Here is an 18049-nt window from a genome sequence, read left to right as displayed (position 1 = left end):
GGACGCGGCGGCTACGGGCGGGGCGTCGGCGGGACGGGAGGCCGGCGCGGAGCCGAGGCCGAGGGCGGCAGGGCCTGCGGGGCCGGGGGCCACGGAGGCGGGGGGCGTCGAGTTGGCGGGCGCCGTGGCTGCGAGGCCCGCAGCGGGACGCGAGGGCGTTTCGTTCTTGGTATCCATAGGCGCATGATACCGCGCGACCGGCGCCGAGGGCCCAAACCGTTCGGCAACGGCGCGCTCACTGCCACTTTTTCCGGCCGAGATGGCACAAATCGGCAGTTTGGTACGGTGCGAAAGAGCGCAGGCGCGACACGCGGGAAAATCAGGCGAACACGACCTGGGGTTGTGCGCAGGCACCTATGCCGCAGGACGCCGAAAGCGACCTCCGGCAACCGTCGGAGCGTACCGAACTGACAATCAGTGCCAGTTTCGCGCAAAAAAGCGGCAGCGAGCTACGTCGACGAGTCGTGGCGCCGCTCAAGCTCCGCCTCTATCTCGCCGAGCAGGCGGTGAGCCCGCTCCACGTCCTGGGCGAGCGCGGCGGCCACCGCGCGCCGGTCGCCCGGGGCGGGCGCAGCGGACGCCTCCCCCGTCTGGCGAGCGTGCGTCTCGGTGATGGCACGGTCTGCGGCGTCCACGGCGGCGCCCACCACCGCGGCCCGCTCGGGGTCGCGGGCGCGCAGGGCCGCCATCCGCCCCAGCCGGTAGACGGCCGACGTAGCTCCGCGCCCGTACATCCCCACGTCGCGCCCGAACGGGAACGACACGGCCACGGCCACGATGAACAGCGGAGCGCCCGCCCAGCCGAAGATCTCGCATCCCAGAAGGATGGCCGCCAGCGGGCAGCGGCTCATGGCCGCAAAGAAGGCCACCAGCCCCACGGCTGCCGACCAGCCCGCATCGCCCCCGGTCATGACGGTGCACGACGCACCGAGAAGCGCGCCGATGGTGAACGTGGGCATGATCTCGCCGCCCTTGAACCACAGCCCCAAGGCGAGCGCGGTCACGAGCGCCTTGAGCGCGAAGTCCCACGTGCCCGCCTCTCCCGCCAGCGCCTCGGCCAGAAGCAGACCGCCGGTGCCGGCGAGGGGCTGCCACCCGAAGGCCAGGGTGAGCCCGGCGATGAGCAGGCCGCCCGCCGCCACCCAGAGATAATAATCGCGCGAGCGGCGGGCCGTGACGCGCTGAAGGGCGTCGATGGCCTTGACGAACAGCGTGCCTCCGATGGCGCAGGCCACGCCGATCACCACGCAGCCACCCACCACCGGCCAGCTGAGGGCCGGCAGGGCCACCTTGGGGATGACGTCTCCGATGCCCACAGCGCTTGCCAGCCCGAAGGCCACGAAGCACGCGAGCAGGATAGAGAGCAGGTGCTTGGTCACCGAGCGCTTGAAGCGCGAGAGCTCGAGCACGAACATGCACGAGCCGAGCGGCGCGAAGAACAGGGCGGCGAAGGCGGCGGCCATGCCCGTGGCGGCCGCATAGCCGGTCATGGGCTGCCCGGCATCGGCGCGATGGACGGGGCGCAGCTTGAAGGGGCGGGCCACCAGGTCGCCCAGCGACGCGCCCATGTGGAGCGCGCCGGCCTCCTTGCCCACCGACGCGCCGCCGAGGATGGACAGGCATGTGCCGATGAGGATGCCAGGTGCCAGCCAAGGAGAGACCTCGTGGTCGTCGCGGATGAGGCCGACCACCTTGCGGGTAGTCATGTCGAGCGGCAGCCGCCATGCGCGGTAGAGCAGAAGCGAGAGCACACCCAGGACCGGCAGGGCGAAGACGAGCTGCCAGCAGGCCCGGTAGGCCTCCCAGGCCAGCCCCACGCACACGCAGAGCACCACCGAGGCCGCCGCTCCCGCCACGCCGGCGACGACGGCGAACAGCGCATGGCGCGCCACCTGGCCACCGTCGATCACGTGCATGCGCGCCCCCCTTCCGCTCAGGTCCGTCAGCCCAACCATAGGGCGGCCCCGAAAGATGGAAGGCCCCGGGCGGCGAAGTGTTTCCCCCTCGCCGCCCGGGGTTTCCCGGGGCGTTACGTTCGCCATGGCGCGGCGAGGTGGGTGAAACCCCGAAAAACAGCTGACCTCCTGCAATTTCGCACGGTTTTGCACCCTCCCGCCGCCTCAGGAGGCCGCCTGCGCGGCGCTTCACCGTCTTTTTGAGCCCCAAGGGGGCCTCTGGGGCCAGGCAAGGGGCGCGAGAGAGTGCATAACCGCTTCGATTTGCGGCAGAGGGGCCGATTTTCGAGGTCGGGCCGCAGGCGGGTGCTACTCAGCCGCCCCCTCGGGCGCCTCCGCGCCCAGGTCGAGTCCCTTGAGCACGGCAAAGGGGTTGGCGGCGTCGACGTCATCGGCCGCAGCGGGCCCGCAGCCGCAGGGACCCTCGTTGAGGTTGGCGCCGCAGGCGGTGCACAGGCCCTGGCAGTCGTCGCGGCACAGGGGGACGAGCGGCACCTCCAGCAGCACGGCGGCGGTGATGAGCGGCGCCAGGTCGATCTTGTTGTCGGCGGGCAGGACGTCGAACTCGTCCTCGTCCATGTCCTCCGGCGCCTCGGCGTCCTCGCCGCCGATGAGGAAGTAGCCCTCGATGTCGCCGGTGACGGGCAGCGTCACGTCCTCCAGGCAGCGAGCGCAGGAGGTGACGGCCTCGCCCTCGGCGGTGCCGGTGACCAGCAGCGCGTCACCGGTGTTCGTGATGTCCGCCGACCAGGCCAGCGGCGCGGTGAAGGTGTACAGGTCGGGCCCGGCCTTGAGCACGCCCAGGTCGGCCTCGCCCTCGAAGTGCGCCATCTCGGCCGGCGAGAACAGCTCGTTGGGGATGGCAATCTTGATCGGTTCCATCGCTTCCCTCCTTGGGAGCTCGGGTGTGGGTAAAAAAGCAGCCGGCCGCGGGTGGGCGGCCGGCGATGGTGCGTGGCTGTGCGTGGGCGCTGCGGCTGCTAGCGGACACTGATGGAGTTGGCGTTCAGGCGGTCGCGGCAGCGGCGCGCGTTGTTGAGCAGCGTGTCGAGGCTCTGCTCCACGTGGCCAAAGACCTCGTCGGCGTAGTCCTCGGCGCCGGCGCGGGTCTGGCGCTCGAGCTCGCGGGCGTCGGCCAGGATGGTGTCGGCCTGCTGCTGGGAGATGCGCACGATCTCCTGCTCGGAGGCGATGGTCATGGCCTGGGAGCGCGCGTCTTCGATCATGCGGTTGGCCTCGGCCTCGGCGTCGTCGAGCAGGCTCTGGCGCTCGCGGACGATCTGTCGGGCCTGGGAGAACTCGCTCGGGAACGTGTCGCGGATCTCGTCCATGATCTCGAAGGCGGCGGCGATGTCCACCTGACGCAGGTTGTTCTTGCCGAACACCGGCTTAGAGTCCTCCAGGAGGATGGACAGCTCCTCCAAAAGCCCCAAAACTCCAGTCTCGTCCATGGTCATCCTTCCAGCCGTCACGTGCCCCAGGGGCACCGGGTCTATCGCATGCCTGCGCAGCTGCGTTCGCGCAGTAGTCGTACTATTCTAGCACGCTCGAACCAACCCCCAAAACCACACACAAACCGAACACGTTTTGGAGGGGAAGGTGATACCTAGTTTGATTTCTGAGTTCATCCGTACAGCCTCTTCTTTTCTTCAGACTCATCTGGACATGTACGGCTGAGTTCGGTAATTCCTTCCCACAAGCGGCGCCGAAGGGGCGCCGAGCGAGCGGAAGGAGATTCCAATGCCGGGTAGAGGGCAGAGAAGGTACAGGAGGCTCGACAGGGCCGAGAGGGCGGCCATCGAGCGGGGGCTGGACAAGAACAGATCGGCGCGCGAGATGGCGCGCGACCTGGGGCGCTCCCAGTCCAGCGTGGCCGACGAGGTCAGGCGCAACCGCACCGTCTCCCGCGGCCCGGCCAAGGGCGAGCGGGTCGAGTCGGCGCCCGAGGGCGCCTGCGCCAGGCTTCAGCGGTGGCCCCACGTGTGCAACGGCCGCAACAAGCGCCGCTACCACTGCGGGCGCCCGTTCCGCTGCGAGTACTCCGCGGCCCGCGCCCAGGGCCTCGCCGACGGGACGCTGTCCGATTCCAGGCGCGGCGTCGACCGCTCCGAGGGGGAGTTCGAGCGGATAGCCGCCGCCATCAGGGCCGACCTGGCCCGCGGGCTGTCGCCCGCCCAGATATCGGCCGGGCGCTCCCGCGAGTTCAGGGCCGCCCCCTCCACCATCTACCGCTGGATAGAGCGGGGATACGCCGGCATGTCGAACATGGAGCTCAGGCGCAAGGTGGGCTACAAGGAGCGCAGGAGGGCGGCCGCCCGTCCGACGGCCCACGGGCCCGAGCGCTCCTTCGCGGCCTTCTCGGCGGTGCAGGAGGCCGTGCGGGAGGCCGCCTGCGAGATGGACACGGTGATCGGCAGGTCCTCGGACCGTCAGTGCGTGCTCACGCTTTACCTGCGCTGCTGCCGCGCCCAGGTGGCGCTGCTTTTGCCCGAGAGGTCGTCGAGCGCGGTGGCCGCCGCGCTCGACATGCTGGAGGCGGCCGTAGGCGGGGCCGCCTCCCAGCGCATGTTCGGGGCCATCCTCACCGACAACGGCCCGGAGTTCTCGGACTGGCGATCCATCGAGAGATCGTGCCTGCCGGGAGCGGGGGCCCGGTGCAGAGTGTACTACTGCGACGTGAGGCAGTCCCAGCAGAAGGGCGGCTGCGAGCGCAACCACGTGGAGCTCAGGAAGCTGCTGCCCAAGGGGCGCGGCATATCGTTCGACGGCCTGGTGCCGGCCGACATGGCCGCGGCCATGTCGCAGCTCAACTCCGAGCCCAGGCCGTCAATGGCGTTCATGGCGCCGGCCAGGGCGCTGGTGGCCGCCTACGGCGAGGACGGGCGCGCGCTCATGGACGCGCTGGGAATGGAGGAGGTGCCCTACGACGACCTGCTGCTCGATATGGAGGCGATCAACCGCGCCAGGCGGGAGAGGGGCGATAAACCGCTGGTTTAAGAGGGGGTCGACAACGGAATAGCCTTCGACGGCAGCCCGTCCGGTTGAGTCCGGAATCGCTCCCGCGCGGGCCGGCGGAGCCGTGCGCCCGAACTCAGCCGAACGCCGCCGAAAGGGTAGCTGTTCCCCCCGTCTCCCCTGAAAAGAAGCCGGACGGCCCCTCGAAGGCCGTCCGGCTAACTGGAGGAACTTCTATCTGCTCTCAGGTGTTCGGCTGGCTTTGAAATTCAACCAAGGTGATACCTAGGCTCGCTTGGCCCAGCGCCTTGCGCTACGTCACGCGCCATTGCTCTCCCCTGCAAAACATGCTATAAATGACTTGGTGGCACCGAGAGGCGCTACCTCCAAGAGCCGGGGGCAGTCCCCCGGCATTTTTTCTATAAGGAGGCCGCATGGGGGAGCTTTCGATCTTCGTCGACGAGTCAGGTGAGGTCGGCCCGAGGTCGAAGTACTACCTCATTACGCTTCTCTTCCACAGCCAGGACAAGAGTCTCGCAACGCATTTCGCAAAATACGAGCGCATCCTGGGCGACTGCCAGATGCCCGACATACCCTTCCACCTGTCCCCGCTTCTAAACGGCCACGACGATTATGAGGGTCTGTCCCCAGGCGACCGGAAACGCTACCTCTCCAAATTCCTCGTCTTCTCCCAAGCCCTCCCCTTCACCTATCACACCTTCGCTTATCGGAAATCCGATTTCTCAAGCAGCAGCAAGATGATCCAAAGGATGCGGAGGGACATGACTTCCTTCCTCTTCGACCACCTTGAGTTCCTTCAGTCCTTCGAATCAGTAAAGATCTACTACGATGACGGCCAGCAGGCGGTGACGAACACGCTCCGCGACGCGATTCAGTACGTCGTCGCCAAGGACGCCGTCTTGTTTAAGAGCGCCGAGCCGCGCGCGTACCGACTGTCGCAGGTGGCCGACTTCGTCTGCGGAATAGAGCTGACCGCCATCAAGTACGACGCAAGGGAGCAAACCGCCACAGACGAGCGCTTCTTCGGCGGGTCGAATGCCTTCAAGAAGAACTACCTCCGGAAGCTGAGAAAGAAGAGGATTGGGTAAAGGAGCAGCGACGCTCTGCAATCAAGCTGCGAGCGACCTTCCAACCTGCTAGGCGAAGAGGGGACATGGGCAGAGACGCTAATCGCGGACTATGTTAGCCATAGCGTATTCATGGTGCCGCCTGGCGAGATCGAATCCTGGCTCATTGATGCAGAGACGATCGGCAAGAACGGGTCAAGCAGCATAATCGCCGCGAACCCCCAAGGAGCCTCCCGCTTTATCCGAGTTTCTCTGGAATGCCCTTGAGTAGCCATTCTGCCGCCTACGCGCCAACCTCGTATACCCACACGGCGTAATAGCTTTCGTCTGAGGAGTACTCGCCTACAAAAGACAAACCGTAGCGCCCGGGATCTTCTATCGGCACCCCGCAGAGAAGGTACCTGCCGCCCATCTCACGGAAAACGCCAAGGTCGATCCTCAGATCCTCGATCTTTCGGCCACTATCCTTTGGAAAAAGGTAGCTTTTCCCCAGCTCATGGGAGAAAACGTAGCAACGGTTTCCCCAAGTGTCGAAATACTCCTTTATTACGGGGTTTTCTTCGAGCTCGCCCGCGATGAGCTCGCGGAAACGGTGCTTGTAGTCCAAGTCGTAGTAGTTCGAGTAACCGTCCAAGCAAGCAAAACCGTTGAACAGCGGAATGGAGGGATACAGCCCGATGGACGCCACCTTGAAGTCGTCGCTCCCGCCATTTCGTTCGATGAGATCCTCCCTGATCTCATCGAACATCTCCTCCTCGAAGAACCGATCCCACGTTATGTAAGCCGGAGTCTCCCCTGTCACCATGGTCTTCGCGTTTCGCGCGAACTGACTGTCAGGAACCGAGGCCCTCGCCGTCATCATCGTGCAGAGCACGATGACGCAAAAGGCCGTCACGCTCAGCAGCCGTCCGGGCGCGGATCGAAGCAGCAACTCGGCGGCCAGCCCTAAGCCCAGATACCACAAGGCTGGATACAGCCAGTAGAACCGATCGAGCTGCAACGACTGCAGGGAGGCGGGCAGAGCCTGACGAAGGGGGTTTGCCACAGCGCTCTGATAGCAGACGTAAAAGACCGCGATAGCACACGCAAGCAGAATAATGGCGACTATCGCCACCGCGAGCCGGCGCTGCGTCTCGTCGGTATCCCGCTGCGCTAGCCGAGCCGAGAAAACAGCGAGGGAAGCCAACATGAGACCGAGAACCCATCGGTGGTTAGAGGGGGCATGATAATGTCCCTCGACGAAAAATCGCCTCACCTCTCCCCACTGGAAGTCCCCGGACGGAAGAACGAACTCGGTGCGGTGACTTATCGGAAAGTCTCCTAAGTCCATCACCTGGAGGATAAGCGTCGCATTCTCGGCCATGTAGATGCCGCCCAAAAGGAGCAGGCAGGCGAGAACCCTCCCCATCGCCTTCCTCTTCCCGCGAACGGCGCACACGAGCGCGGCGACAAGGAACGCAGCCAGGACGGCGAAGCCGACCTGGCTTAGAGACGAGAACGCCCCGTAGAGCCCGCAGAGCAGCAGGGGCTTCCAGAGGGGAGGATCCGAATCAAGCGCCTGGAGCAAGGCGAGAAACACAACCGGGGCGCCCATGACGCACAAACCGAATACAGAATAGAAGGGAAGCAACGAGAAGAGGAGCGCCGCGAGGGCCGCCACCCAATCTCTCACGCAGAGCCTCCTCAGGCAGAAGTAGCAACCAACATATGCGACGAGGAGGACGAGTGCTGCGTTGAGGGAGAATGCCTGGAGTGGAGGCAGGGCAAGGTAGAAGAGCAGCGAGCCAGGCGAGACGAGAGAGAGGGCCGTCCACGCTCCGTTCATAAACTCCGGATGAGAGCCGGGACCCGGAGACTCCGCCTGCAAGATAAGGGAGAACAGCTCGCAATCGAGCGTGTCATGTATGTCGGCGGGGATACCTCCTCCTGCGAAGAGATACAACGCAGCAACAGCTAGAAGCAAAGCGCAGCCATAGCAAAAGAACGCCTGGGATCTAAGGAGCCGCACTGAAAACACGACCCTCGTATCTACAGCCCGACCATCTCCTCCGCGATCACGGCGTCTTCGGGAATAAGCGCCGTCGCCCGCCGCCCGATTACCTCGTCGAGGCGACTGGGAGATATGCCGGTGCCGGGGCGTTTGAACGTGAGCATCTCCCGTTCGATAATCGTCCCGGCGGGAATCTCGCTCAGCGCGACGATAGAACGACGGGCATTCAGGCGTGCCGCTGCCTCAGTCTCCGAGAACCCGAGGCTTGATGAGCCCAGCAGCTTCTCAACAAACGCTACGCCCTCAACTATGCGACGCACGTCATCCGGATCCATAGCATGGTAGTGGTCATTGCCCGGAAGCGTCTTGTCTAGCGTGAAGTGCTTCTCCACCACGTGTGCGCCTAGCACGTAGGCCGCTTTGATGACATCAGCGTCCGCATCAGGACGGCAGTGGTCCGAGTAGCCAATGACCAGATCGGGAAACTCCTTCTTGAGCGACGCGATACGCCGTAGATTCGCGTCTTCGTAAGGCGTCGGATACTCCAGTACGCAGTGCATGAGCACAAGCGGCGCATCACTCACACGGCGCACGGCAGCCACAGCCGCGCGCATCTCCTCAAGATCGGCCGCGCCAACCGACATGATAACCGGCTTGCCCTTCGCAGCCTGATATTCGATGAAGGGGATATTGGTCAGATCGGAAGACGATATCTTGTAGACATCCATCATCGGCTCAAGGTAATCAGCCGAGCCAAAGTCGAAGGCAGTCGAGCAGAAGTCCACGCCTATTTCGGCGCAGTAGGCTGCCAGCTCGCGGTACTCTGGCTCGCCGAACGAGTCGTACTTGCGAAAGAGCTCGTACTGGCTCGTCGTAGCCTCCTCAGAGGTATCCCAATAGGATGGCGACTCCTTGGCCGCCAGCGTATCTGCCTTGTAAGTCTGGAACTTCACGGCCGTCACGCCCGCATCATGGGCCTCGCGGCACATCAGCTTGGCCGCCTCCATCGGCGTGATGCCTCGTTGTGTGGCGATGTCGTAGTAGTTGACCCCAATCTCGGCGATGAGCGCAAATTCGCCCGATACCAGCTTTTTCGTCAAATTGCTCATAGCAGCTCCCCTAATATGATCTTCTTCACTCGTTTTATCCCGTCCTTCAGGTCGTTCTCCAGCATGAGCCGACGCATCTCGCGGCGAACGGACGGCGCACCCATCAGCCATTGGATGGCTGATGCGATATCTCCATCGGAAACTTCCCCACCATGGCCAAGGTTGATGAATCCGTTATCCATCTGGGCAAACGTATGCAGGCGCTCACGATCGTTCTGGGCCAAGACGATGGTCGGAACCCCCATGGCGGCAAGCTCGAACGTAGTGCGGCCCTGAGACGAGAGAGCCATGTCGGCGCAGCGCATGTGATCACTCACCCTCACTACATCGCGATGCACCTCTATGCCACGGGATTCGTCAGAGTCTTCGACGGCGCCATGGTAGCCCGGCCCCAGCACGAAGTCGAATTGCACGACAACACCGTCTCTATTTACCTGACGCGCTATGTCCAGAACACGCGCCGACAAGTCAAGGGGATCGGTTCCTCCGAACATAACGAGCACGCGACGTACTTCTTCGGAAAATGGCGCCGGGCGACTCGTCAGAAACTCGTCTCGAAGACACACATAGCGACGCCCCGAGAACACGTTACTCTGACCGAGTCCCTCTTCATAAAGAGCATTCACCACTGCATCAGCATCACGGGCGCCGGACCCGAGATCCTCGAAGGTCACGAAGCGTCCGACATACGGACGCAAGGCGTCCACATACTCGGCGGAGGTGTCGAGGCGGTCGTTCACGAAAACATCCGGGCGAGTCGATGCGGCCCAGCGAACCAGCTCCTCGTTGCTGCCCACCTCCACCACCGGCATATGAGACGAACGCAGCTTCTCAACGCCCTCACGACATGACGCGTCGCAGACGAAGACAACATCGTGCTCGATGAGCTCGTAGGCCAAGGTGAGCGCCCGATACACATGGCCAAGGCCGAGCTCACGATAACCATCCACACGAAAAGCTATCTTCTTGCGTCCCAAAAGGCTCTCGCAAACTATCCAGTCTTCACGGGAGTCGATATCAGCAGCCTCCTCAGCAGGCACCTCAAACACACCCACCTGGGCGCCGATACGCGACTGGGGGGTCACCGAGCCTCTTCGCGCCATAAAAAAAGCTCCCGTCTCCAGATACCTGGGCGGGAGCTGCTGGCGATTCAGTCGCTTTTCGTAAGCTGACTTTGGTCGGCCATCGGGGCCTGCTTCCCAGCTGAGATGAGGGGCATTGACGACGCTTATCAACGTGTCGTCCTCGCTGGAAAGAAACGCCCGCAGGGCTGAATCGAGCGTCTTAGTCGAGAGAAGGGGCGAAGTGGGCTGAAGCGTGACCACCACATCGCACCGCTCCCCCATCGCCTTTTCCCAGCGAACAGTCGCGTCATAGATGACTGGATCGAGGGTGACGGCATCCTCGGCAAGCTCAGACTGACGGTCAAACGCCATGACGCCATCATACTGCGACGCAAAGGCGCGTATCTCGTCGGAGTCCGACGTCACCACCACCGCATCGATCAGCTCCGATGACAGCGCGTTCTCAATCGAGTACGCAATCAGCGGCTTTCCCGCCATGAGCCGCATGTTCTTACGCGGTATCCCCTTAGACCCGCCTCGTGCGGGTATGACTGCGAGAACCTTCATTGCTGCCTCCATCAAAATATCGTTCTGGTTTTACGTATTCGAAAGACAATTACACTCAGAAGGGCCACGCCTGCCAGCCAGCGCAAAACGGGGAGACCCATGGCGAAGTAACATCCCATAGCTACCAGAATCACCAAAGCAAGCCCGCCGAAGAGAAACTTGGCGGGATAATTTCTGTCCTCCAGTCGATAGCGCGCCATGCAGAAGTGAAAGAGGAAGAGAGCCAGGTAAGCCACCATGGTGGCGAAAGCCGCCCCCATCATGCCAAAAGAGGGAATCACCACCAGCGCCAGCGCAACATTGAGCAAAGCCGCGAGCAGCGTTCCCGCCGCGATGGAGCCCGTTTTCATCCTGAAAAACTCATAGTTGACTGGGAAGCTGTAGAGAAAAACGCAGTACTGGCCTATGGCAAGAGGCAGAAGGAGAGGGATTGCCGTCCAATACTCCGCAGGAGACATCAGCTTCAAGATCTCAGGAGACATAAGAACAAATGCAGCAGACCCCAAGGTGAAGCGCGTCACATAATTACGAAAATGATGCTGCTTGACCTCCTCGCCCGTCTTACCCGACAAATCATCGTACATGAAAGGAACGAAGGCGTTGTTGAGAGCGCTATAGATAGCCGCCATAAGGCTTACCACGACCACAGCGATACTATAGATGCCGGCAATAGAGTCGCCCTGCAGCTGCTGAATCATAATCTTACCTGTTTGGGCAAGCACAATTTGGGATAAGGCGTGAAAGATAAGCGGTAAGGTCAATCCCAAGCAGAACTTCCAATAGCGAAGCCGAACCCGACCTTGTCGAGAGAGAGCCAAGCCAGCGAAAAGCACTACGCCAAGAAGCAGATTAGGAAGCATCAGCCCGTAGGCCCTGCCGTAATACGCTTCCTGCCCTGCAGGAAAAGCGACGAGAATGAGGGCGACCGACAGAAGCGTTGTCGCAACACAAAGGCCTACGGACAGAGCAAAATTGAACTGAGCCTGCTTGCGGAATATATATCTCATCGAGAACAGCGATATAACAAACGCTCCGAAGCTCTGCAAAACCATGCATATCACCAAGGGCGCCGGCATCAAGAGAAGCTCGGAGAGCGGCTGGAGAAAAACAACGGCAGTGGCAAGAATGATCCCAAAAGGGATGAGGGACATCACGAGAATGCTAAGCTGATACGAATCCTGCTCTTCATCCAGAAGATTAGCCTGGGCACTGGCAATAGAGCCGTTAGCCTGGAGCCCAACGAATATCGTGCAAACTTGAACCCACGCAGAATAAACGTTGATGATCCCGAAACCGCCAGTGTCAAGCATACGAGTAAAGATAGGAACCGTTATAAAGTTGATTCCCGCCACGATGGCCGTACTCAAAATATTAAATAGAGCCATCTTGTTTTCTGTTAGCTGCCTAGGAAGCACAAGGCATCCTCAGAAAGCAAGGTCGATCGCCTCTTGCCCTCAAGAACGAGGAAAAAATGAGATAGGCATAACTGCCCAAAGAAACGGGGTCGATCAGATCGGCAAAGGTTCCCATCGATAAAGCCGTTTGCAGCACAATGAAAAGACGCGCCAACATGACAACCTCTATCGCTCTCCCCCGCTTCAACGCCACACCGAGACCGCGAATCACAAAGAAGAAAATCCCCGACATAGCCAAAGAGAACAAGAGGACGCCTGTCAATCCTCCCGAGTAATACATTGCCGCATAGCCGCCCTCGGTATAGCGCGAGCCCTGCGCTAACTTTCCATCGACAAGGTCAGTAGGAGCGTTTAGGTACATCATGCCGTATATCCCATGAGTAGAGCCCTTGTTGCCCGCGATGCTCCCCCCGTCGTTGACGGCGCCGAGAATCTCCCCCTCTACCCTATCCAACCGGAAAGCCCCATCGGCCTTCTCGTAAGTAGCCCACCATATTTGACCCTGCTGTGCAGTGCGAGCAAAAAGAAAATCCGCCCCGGTTCCCGTGCCGTACGTCCCATACACAATGGCAGACACCGCGATAAGCCCCGCCATGACCACAATAATCAGCACAGAGAGAACCCTGGCGGCACCCTCTCTAAGACACGAGAGACGATCGCAGTAAACAATCATGAAAGCACAGACCAAATTGAAGAAACCGCCAAACTTCGTTCCTGTCCAAACCAGAATAATGGCCCATGCTACAACGCCCGCCCAACCCAAAAGCTTCATGCCCCATCTGGTTGCCGCAATAATCACGAATATCAGATATGGCATAGCGTTCGTTAGCATGCGGTAAACAGACGAGTTGTTAAACGCACTGGCGTATGCAAACCTGTCCATTCCCACTACAAAAGAAGGGGGATTTCGAACCGTCATAACGAGCATGAATAGCAGTGCGGCCAGAACCACCATTGCTACAACCCTGGAAGCGCTGTCCCCCATCCATTCCTGGATGGGGGCTTTACGCCCAAAGCAATCGCCAAAATGCAGCAAAACGGCAAGAAACGCCCACCTGGACAAGACAAGTAGGGGCAACGAGCCACAAAACGAAGAGTAGGCACGTATTTCGGAAAGATATACGGGAAAGTATTCAGCAACCGCACACCCTATGATATTGGCAAAAACGGCAAAAAGAAGGGCCGCGTATAGAAAGAAGTAATCCCTTTGCTTTCTTATCGCATAGACCGCATAGATCGCAACAACAGCAACCGAAATCACTCCCGACAGCTTGGAATCGTTTGCCAGACAACAGATAATCAGGGCGAAGCCCGACAGCGCCGTAACAACCTGCTGGCTCACTGCGCCACCCCAACGCGGCGGACGATAAGAAACCGTCTCTTCACCGAAAGCCCTTTGCATGAATTTAGCGAAGGGCCTCCGACAAAAGCACATACTTCATCAAGTCGGATTCCTCATACTCCCGCAATGCATGTTTAGAGGCCCGGGCAAAACCCAAACTCCAATCGTGGCTCAATTCTCCAATATGCGCTGATATCTCCGCAATTGCCTTTAACTCCTCTCGAGAGCGAAGGCAGGAGAAACCCCAAAAAGGTTCGCAGACTTCAACTTGATCGCTCAGTATTTCATTTGCTTCTAGAAACAAGCTTCCCAGATTCGATTTTATTCCCTCAACGCGCCGGTACTCATACTGCGACACGCCACGAGGAGGATCGACGCTCGTTCCCAGGGGAATCTGATGGTACGGAACGCCCAACGCTAATGTATAACCTACATGGGTTCCCACGTCATCGCCAACAACAAGATCAGCAAGTTCGATCAATGTTCTCAACCGAGAAAGAAATCGCACATCATCGCGAAACCCTGCCGAAGAGATATGATAGCCCTCTGCTGCGAATTTTTTGATTATAGGGTCGTTTATATTCCACCAGAACGCATTCACTATGACGGTCTGATAGTCTTTTGCCAGCATCCTCACTTTAGCTATATAGGAGTCCTGCTCGCGCGTCACCCCTGATTCGTCAGTCCCATGCGCAGGCAAAACGAGAAGAGTTCTACCGTTTTTCTTTTTGAGTTTGTTTCTTTTCTCTTTATCATAATAGGGTTCGGCATAGGCGATATAAGGCCCCACCATAAAAACCGGCTTGCAAACTTTTGATCGTAGAATTTCATAGCGATACCGGCCAAAAGTAACGAGAGAAGGACGTGCAGTAAAGAGCGTGTCCGTGAATTGCTGAGCTGGAAAGATAAGTCCGTGCTCAACCGCCGGCAAACGATACACGGGATAATCCGCTACGCTTCCAAATATGCTGTCCCATATACCATAAATTATCGAATTTGACCTGTTTGCATCCGTTGTATAGAAACACTCTCCAGAGTCGATAGCAGCCCTGAACTGCTCAAGAGCACTTACGTCCTGAATGCAGTCTATAGACCCAAGCAGATCTAGTTTCTGATTGAAGGCATCACTCTTCCTACTGAAAAGACGATAGAACTCATAATTCGCCCTGCTGTTTAAAGTAGGTACAGATTTGATAAGACTCTTGATTTTCAATTCTGGATTTCCTGGGAATACACAGCGGCGAGGGACTGAGCCAAATGATCAAACCCATATCCGCACCGCTCCATGATGACCCCATATGAGCCTCGGCTCTCCTCTCTCGTCCTTGCTTTCAAGAGACTCTCGGCCCACAAGACAGAATCAGCGCACAAAGGCTCAAACCTTATTAAATTAGTAAGGTTTACCTCATCGCTGACTGAGTTCGACGTAACGGCAGGGAGGCCGTTTGCCTGAGCCTCAAGCAGTACAATAGGATTTCCCTCAAAACGAGACGGGGCGCAAAGGACATCCATTGCAGAAAGGCACCCTGGCATATCGTTTGTACTCTTTATTCGTTTGACCATTGAGGCACCCTTAAAGGAGCTCAGCCAGGAGCTAACATCGTCCTCAAGTACCCCCTGACCTATAAAAATCATATAGGCGCCAATCTCGGTCGTCGCAAGATGAGAAAAAACCTCTAGTGCTCGAAGCGGATTCTTCGAGGCCTCGAGTCTGCCCACATAACCGACCACAAAAGCATCCTGAGGAATCCCCAACCTCTCACGCATCTCCCGCCTTGCGGACTCATGATATAGAAATCGCCTTATGTCAATGGCATTGGGAATAACTGAGAATGTATCTTTCCTGAAAAGGTATCGTCCGGCAGCGGCAGAGCATGCAATCAAATCAGTAGCGCTTTGCCCAAACAGTAGTCTCCCACCTTCGTGAGCAAGAGTTTTGACGACCTTGGATCCACCTCCAAAAGCCGTATTGTGCGAATGAACAATTCTTACGGGCACCCCGTGCCGCTTCGCCAACCATGCATAGAGAAACCCGACGCCGTTCATCGTGTTAACGTGAACCACGTCAAAAGATTTCCTTGTCAGAAGCTGACCCCATGCGTCGGCGCCGCATATTGTCCGCTTAACAAGATTTGGCTTATGATCCTTAAAAACGACATGCCGAATCCCACCACGCGCTCTGATCTCATCATCATAACTGTCATCATAATCATGCGTGCAAAATATTTCGAAAGAGTACTCAGCGGGATCGAGAACACGCACGGCATTCATGATGAACGACTCAATGCCGCCAGTGCCCCATCCTTCTGAATAAAAGAGAATTTTTTTCTTCTTCTCCATCAGAAGCTCGCCTCATACTTCTTGCCAAGGAACTTCGCCGCGAGGAAGGCCGAACCCTTCTTGAGCCAGTCCTCCTTCTCCAAGGAGATGACCGGTTGCTCTGCATAGGAGATGCCACGGCTGTTAAGCCATGGGTCAAGAAGCCTCTCGGAAAGACGGCCCATGACGCGCTGCTCGAAGGGGGTAAGCCCTTTGAAGTCTATGCGTCCCTCCACCTTCTCCAAAAGGGGGAAAAGCCATGAGCACCAGGCGTCCATAACATCGCGGCGCATGACCATCATGTTCCACACATGCCCGCTTCGTTCGGCGAGGTACGCGTCCAGGAAGGGGACGGCTGCTGGATCATATTCTTCAAGGCATGTTCTCACGATATCCAAGTGGTTCGGATCGAACGTGTGCCCATAGTGAGCTCCGACGGTCTCGACAAAGTAGTTTCTCTTCCTGGGAAGGATCACTGGCGACCGATCCAGCAATTCGCATGTCTCCCCGCCGGAGACAACCCCGCGCTCCCCTGAGCCGGCGAAGTGACGGCGGTAGTGGGCAAGCCCCACGTAGTCGGCGTCCAGGTTCTTCCACGCCCAGTAGAGGGCGGTGAGCTCGCAGTAGTTCGGATTCTTCGCGCTAATGTTCTCGCCCTCGTCGTCGCGCTGGAAGCCAGGGATCGTCTCCTTGCCGGCCGCGCCCACCTGCACGGGCAGGTAGGCCGGGTCGTCAGGCATCCAGTACGGCTTGTGGGACGCGACCAACATCTTCAGGTTCTCCGCCATCCCTACCTCCCCCTCAGCATGGCCTTGAAGGTTCTCGCGAAGACGCGGGCGTCCAGGCCGAAGCTCGCGTGGCGCACGTAGAACAGCTCGAGGAGCTGGCGCTCGCCGTCGGCCCAGGCGGCGTCGTTGCGCGCGGTCACCTGCCACCAGCCGGTGATGCCCGGCCTGCAGGAGAGGAACTCGTCGCGCGCGTCGCCGAACTCCAGGGTCTCCTCCATCGTCACCGGGCGCGGGCCTATGACCGACAGGTCGCCGGCGAGCACGTTGAGGAACTGGGGCAGCTCGTCGAGGGAGGTGCGGCGCAGCAGGCGCCCCACCCTCGTCACGCGGGGGTCGTCGTCGAGCTTCTGCTCGCGCCTCCACACCTCCAGCTGCTCGGGGGTCATGTAGCGCTCGGGCGCCTCGTGGGCGTCGGCGACCATGGTGCGCAGCTTGAAGATGCGTATGGGCCGCCCGCCCTGCCCGACGCGCTCCTGGCGGAACACGGGGCCGCCCGGGGAGTCGAGGGCGATCGCCGCGCAGGCCAGCGCCACGGGCACGGCGAGGACGACGCACACGGCGGCGGAGAAGGCCACGTCGAAGGCGCGCTTGGCGGCCAGGTAGCCCCTGCCGCCCCTGCGGGGCGCGGCCGCGGTGGGGTCGGGCGGCGGCGCGACGAAGCGCCCGTCCACGATGACCGGCGCGGCGGGGCGCCCGCCGCCCGCGTCACACGCGCGGTCGCGAGCGTCGCGCTCGTCGTCTTCGCGGTAGTCTATATCGTTGTCAGCCAATGCTTCTATCGTTTGCTTTCTTGGGGTGGTGCTTGCGTTTGGGAATCAGCGTTGCTTGCGGAGGATCTCCAGCCCGACGGGGACCTCGACGGTGCGACCGAGGATCTGGAGCTCGAGCACGGCGCGGCGCTTGCGACGGTTAATGCGCTTGACCTGGGCCTCGCGGCCCACGAGCGGGCCGTCCACGATGCGCACCACGCCGCCTTCCACCACGGCGTGCGACATATCCACCACGCGGTGGCCGCGTCGGGTAAAGGCGTTGATCCAGGCGATCTCCTCATCGTCGAGCGGCAGGAACTCGCCGTCCACGTCGAGGAGCCGCGCGAAGTCGGGCAGCCGGTCGAGCGCCGCCCTCAGCCGGCGGGGCTGGGCGGTGTCCACGATCAGGTACCCCGGGAACAGGGGCTCCTCCGCCGCCTGCCACTCGTCGCCCACGCGATGGGCCACGCTGCGGCGCGGCACGAAGCACTCGTCCAGCAGGCTCGGATCGACCCGCTCCTCGATGAGGCGGCAGGCCGCGGCCTCGCGCCCGGTGCTCACGTGCACCACATACCACATGGCCGACCCCTTCCCGGCCACCGGGATCCGGCAGGCGAAGGGAGCGCCGCATCGGGGCGCGGCGGCGCCCGCGGCCCCCGCAGGGGCCGCCCCGCCGCAGCGCCCCCGCAACTCGCCAGGCGCGCCAGC

The 18049-nt window shown here is 60.5% G+C and carries 15 protein-coding genes; 2 read left to right on the top strand and 13 right to left on the bottom strand.

Annotated elements, in window-relative coordinates; all coding sequences use genetic code 11:
- Positions 1-449: 449 nt before the first annotated feature.
- The 3 genes from D1643_RS06195 to D1643_RS06185 all read right to left on the bottom strand — a co-directional run bounded on the left by D1643_RS06195 (position 450) and on the right by D1643_RS06185 (position 3406).
- Positions 450-1916: a chloride channel protein gene (locus D1643_RS06195; protein ID WP_201751000.1), complete on the bottom strand. Its 1467-nt coding sequence runs from the start codon at positions 1914-1916 to the stop codon at positions 450-452.
- 348 nt (positions 1917-2264) lie between these two features.
- Entirely contained in the window at positions 2265-2837 is a 573-nt protein-coding gene (locus D1643_RS06190) for a DUF177 domain-containing protein (RefSeq protein ID WP_160709698.1), read from the bottom strand.
- A 98-nt stretch (positions 2838-2935) separates the two neighbouring features.
- The gene (locus D1643_RS06185; RefSeq protein WP_160709696.1) at positions 2936-3406 is read right to left on the bottom strand and encodes an ATP synthase F0 subunit B; all 471 of its coding nucleotides are present in this window, start codon (positions 3404-3406) and stop codon (positions 2936-2938) included.
- A gap of 289 nt (positions 3407-3695) precedes the next feature.
- Here D1643_RS06185 and D1643_RS06180 point away from each other — a divergent pair, with 289 nt between their 5' ends.
- Positions 3696-4952 (top strand): IS30 family transposase, encoded by a 1257-nt coding sequence (locus D1643_RS06180; protein ID WP_160709694.1) that lies wholly within the window; start codon positions 3696-3698, stop codon positions 4950-4952.
- A gap of 392 nt (positions 4953-5344) precedes the next feature.
- Complete coding sequence (locus D1643_RS06175; protein WP_160709692.1) at positions 5345-6019, top strand: DUF3800 domain-containing protein; 675 nt, start codon at positions 5345-5347, stop codon at positions 6017-6019.
- A gap of 262 nt (positions 6020-6281) precedes the next feature.
- On the opposite strand, the gene D1643_RS06170 is transcribed toward D1643_RS06175, so the two are convergent.
- From D1643_RS06170 to loaP, 10 genes are all read right to left on the bottom strand, one after another.
- A complete protein-coding gene (locus D1643_RS06170; protein ID WP_370520307.1) occupies positions 6282-8006 on the bottom strand; it encodes a DUF6044 family protein in 1725 nt (574 codons plus the stop codon).
- Positions 8007-8026: 20 nt separating this feature from the next.
- Complete coding sequence (locus D1643_RS06165; protein WP_160709688.1) at positions 8027-9097, bottom strand: N-acetylneuraminate synthase family protein; 1071 nt, start codon at positions 9095-9097, stop codon at positions 8027-8029.
- Positions 9094-10728, bottom strand: coding sequence for a cytidylyltransferase domain-containing protein (locus D1643_RS06160; protein WP_236643415.1), 1635 nt, complete (start codon positions 10726-10728; stop codon positions 9094-9096). The genes D1643_RS06165 and D1643_RS06160 overlap by 4 nt, the downstream gene beginning before the upstream one ends.
- Before the next feature lie 11 nt (positions 10729-10739).
- Complete coding sequence (locus D1643_RS06155) at positions 10740-12143, bottom strand: oligosaccharide flippase family protein (protein ID WP_160709684.1); 1404 nt, start codon at positions 12141-12143, stop codon at positions 10740-10742.
- Positions 12133-13485, bottom strand: coding sequence for a DUF6418 domain-containing protein (locus D1643_RS12240; protein ID WP_160709682.1), 1353 nt, complete (start codon positions 13483-13485; stop codon positions 12133-12135). The genes D1643_RS06155 and D1643_RS12240 overlap by 11 nt, the downstream gene beginning before the upstream one ends.
- 64 nt (positions 13486-13549) lie before the next feature.
- The gene (locus D1643_RS06145) at positions 13550-14698 is read right to left on the bottom strand and encodes a hypothetical protein (protein ID WP_160709680.1); all 1149 of its coding nucleotides are present in this window, start codon (positions 14696-14698) and stop codon (positions 13550-13552) included.
- Complete coding sequence (locus D1643_RS06140) at positions 14695-15825, bottom strand: glycosyltransferase (RefSeq protein ID WP_160709678.1); 1131 nt, start codon at positions 15823-15825, stop codon at positions 14695-14697. Before D1643_RS06140 ends, D1643_RS06145 begins: the two co-directional genes overlap by 4 nt.
- Positions 15825-16592 carry a DUF4422 domain-containing protein gene (locus D1643_RS06135; protein WP_160709676.1) on the bottom strand — a complete coding sequence of 256 codons (768 nt, stop codon included), beginning with the start codon at positions 16590-16592 and terminating at the stop codon, positions 15825-15827. The genes D1643_RS06140 and D1643_RS06135 overlap by 1 nt, the downstream gene beginning before the upstream one ends.
- 2 nt (positions 16593-16594) lie before the next feature.
- Complete coding sequence (locus D1643_RS06130; protein WP_236643414.1) at positions 16595-17362, bottom strand: sugar transferase; 768 nt, start codon at positions 17360-17362, stop codon at positions 16595-16597.
- A gap of 45 nt (positions 17363-17407) precedes the next feature.
- Positions 17408-17920: an antiterminator LoaP gene (gene loaP, locus D1643_RS06125; protein WP_160709674.1), complete on the bottom strand. Its 513-nt coding sequence runs from the start codon at positions 17918-17920 to the stop codon at positions 17408-17410.
- Positions 17921-18049 lie beyond the last annotated feature (129 nt).

Origin of the sequence: Enterorhabdus sp. P55 (assembly GCF_009911695.1) — a bacterium.
GTDB lineage: Bacteria > Actinomycetota > Coriobacteriia > Coriobacteriales > Eggerthellaceae > Enterorhabdus.
The sequence above is the reverse complement of the archived record's forward strand: the minus strand, read 5'-3'. Positions and strand labels throughout refer to the sequence as shown.

Coding starts and splice junctions, on each gene's coding strand:
- D1643_RS06195 (WP_201751000.1), bottom strand. CDS start 1,916: ATGCACGTGATCGACGGTGGCCAGGTGGCGCGCCATGCGCTGTTCGCC.
- D1643_RS06190 (WP_160709698.1), bottom strand. CDS start 2,837: ATGGAACCGATCAAGATTGCCATCCCCAACGAGCTGTTCTCGCCGGCC.
- D1643_RS06185 (WP_160709696.1), bottom strand. CDS start 3,406: ATGGACGAGACTGGAGTTTTGGGGCTTTTGGAGGAGCTGTCCATCCTC.
- D1643_RS06180 (WP_160709694.1), top strand. CDS start 3,696: ATGCCGGGTAGAGGGCAGAGAAGGTACAGGAGGCTCGACAGGGCCGAG.
- D1643_RS06175 (WP_160709692.1), top strand. CDS start 5,345: ATGGGGGAGCTTTCGATCTTCGTCGACGAGTCAGGTGAGGTCGGCCCG.
- D1643_RS06165 (WP_160709688.1), bottom strand. CDS start 9,097: ATGAGCAATTTGACGAAAAAGCTGGTATCGGGCGAATTTGCGCTCATC.
- D1643_RS06160 (WP_236643415.1), bottom strand. CDS start 10,728: ATGAAGGTTCTCGCAGTCATACCCGCACGAGGCGGGTCTAAGGGGATA.
- D1643_RS06140 (WP_160709678.1), bottom strand. CDS start 15,825: ATGGAGAAGAAGAAAAAAATTCTCTTTTATTCAGAAGGATGGGGCACT.
- D1643_RS06135 (WP_160709676.1), bottom strand. CDS start 16,592: ATGGCGGAGAACCTGAAGATGTTGGTCGCGTCCCACAAGCCGTACTGG.
- loaP (WP_160709674.1), bottom strand. CDS start 17,920: ATGTGGTATGTGGTGCACGTGAGCACCGGGCGCGAGGCCGCGGCCTGC.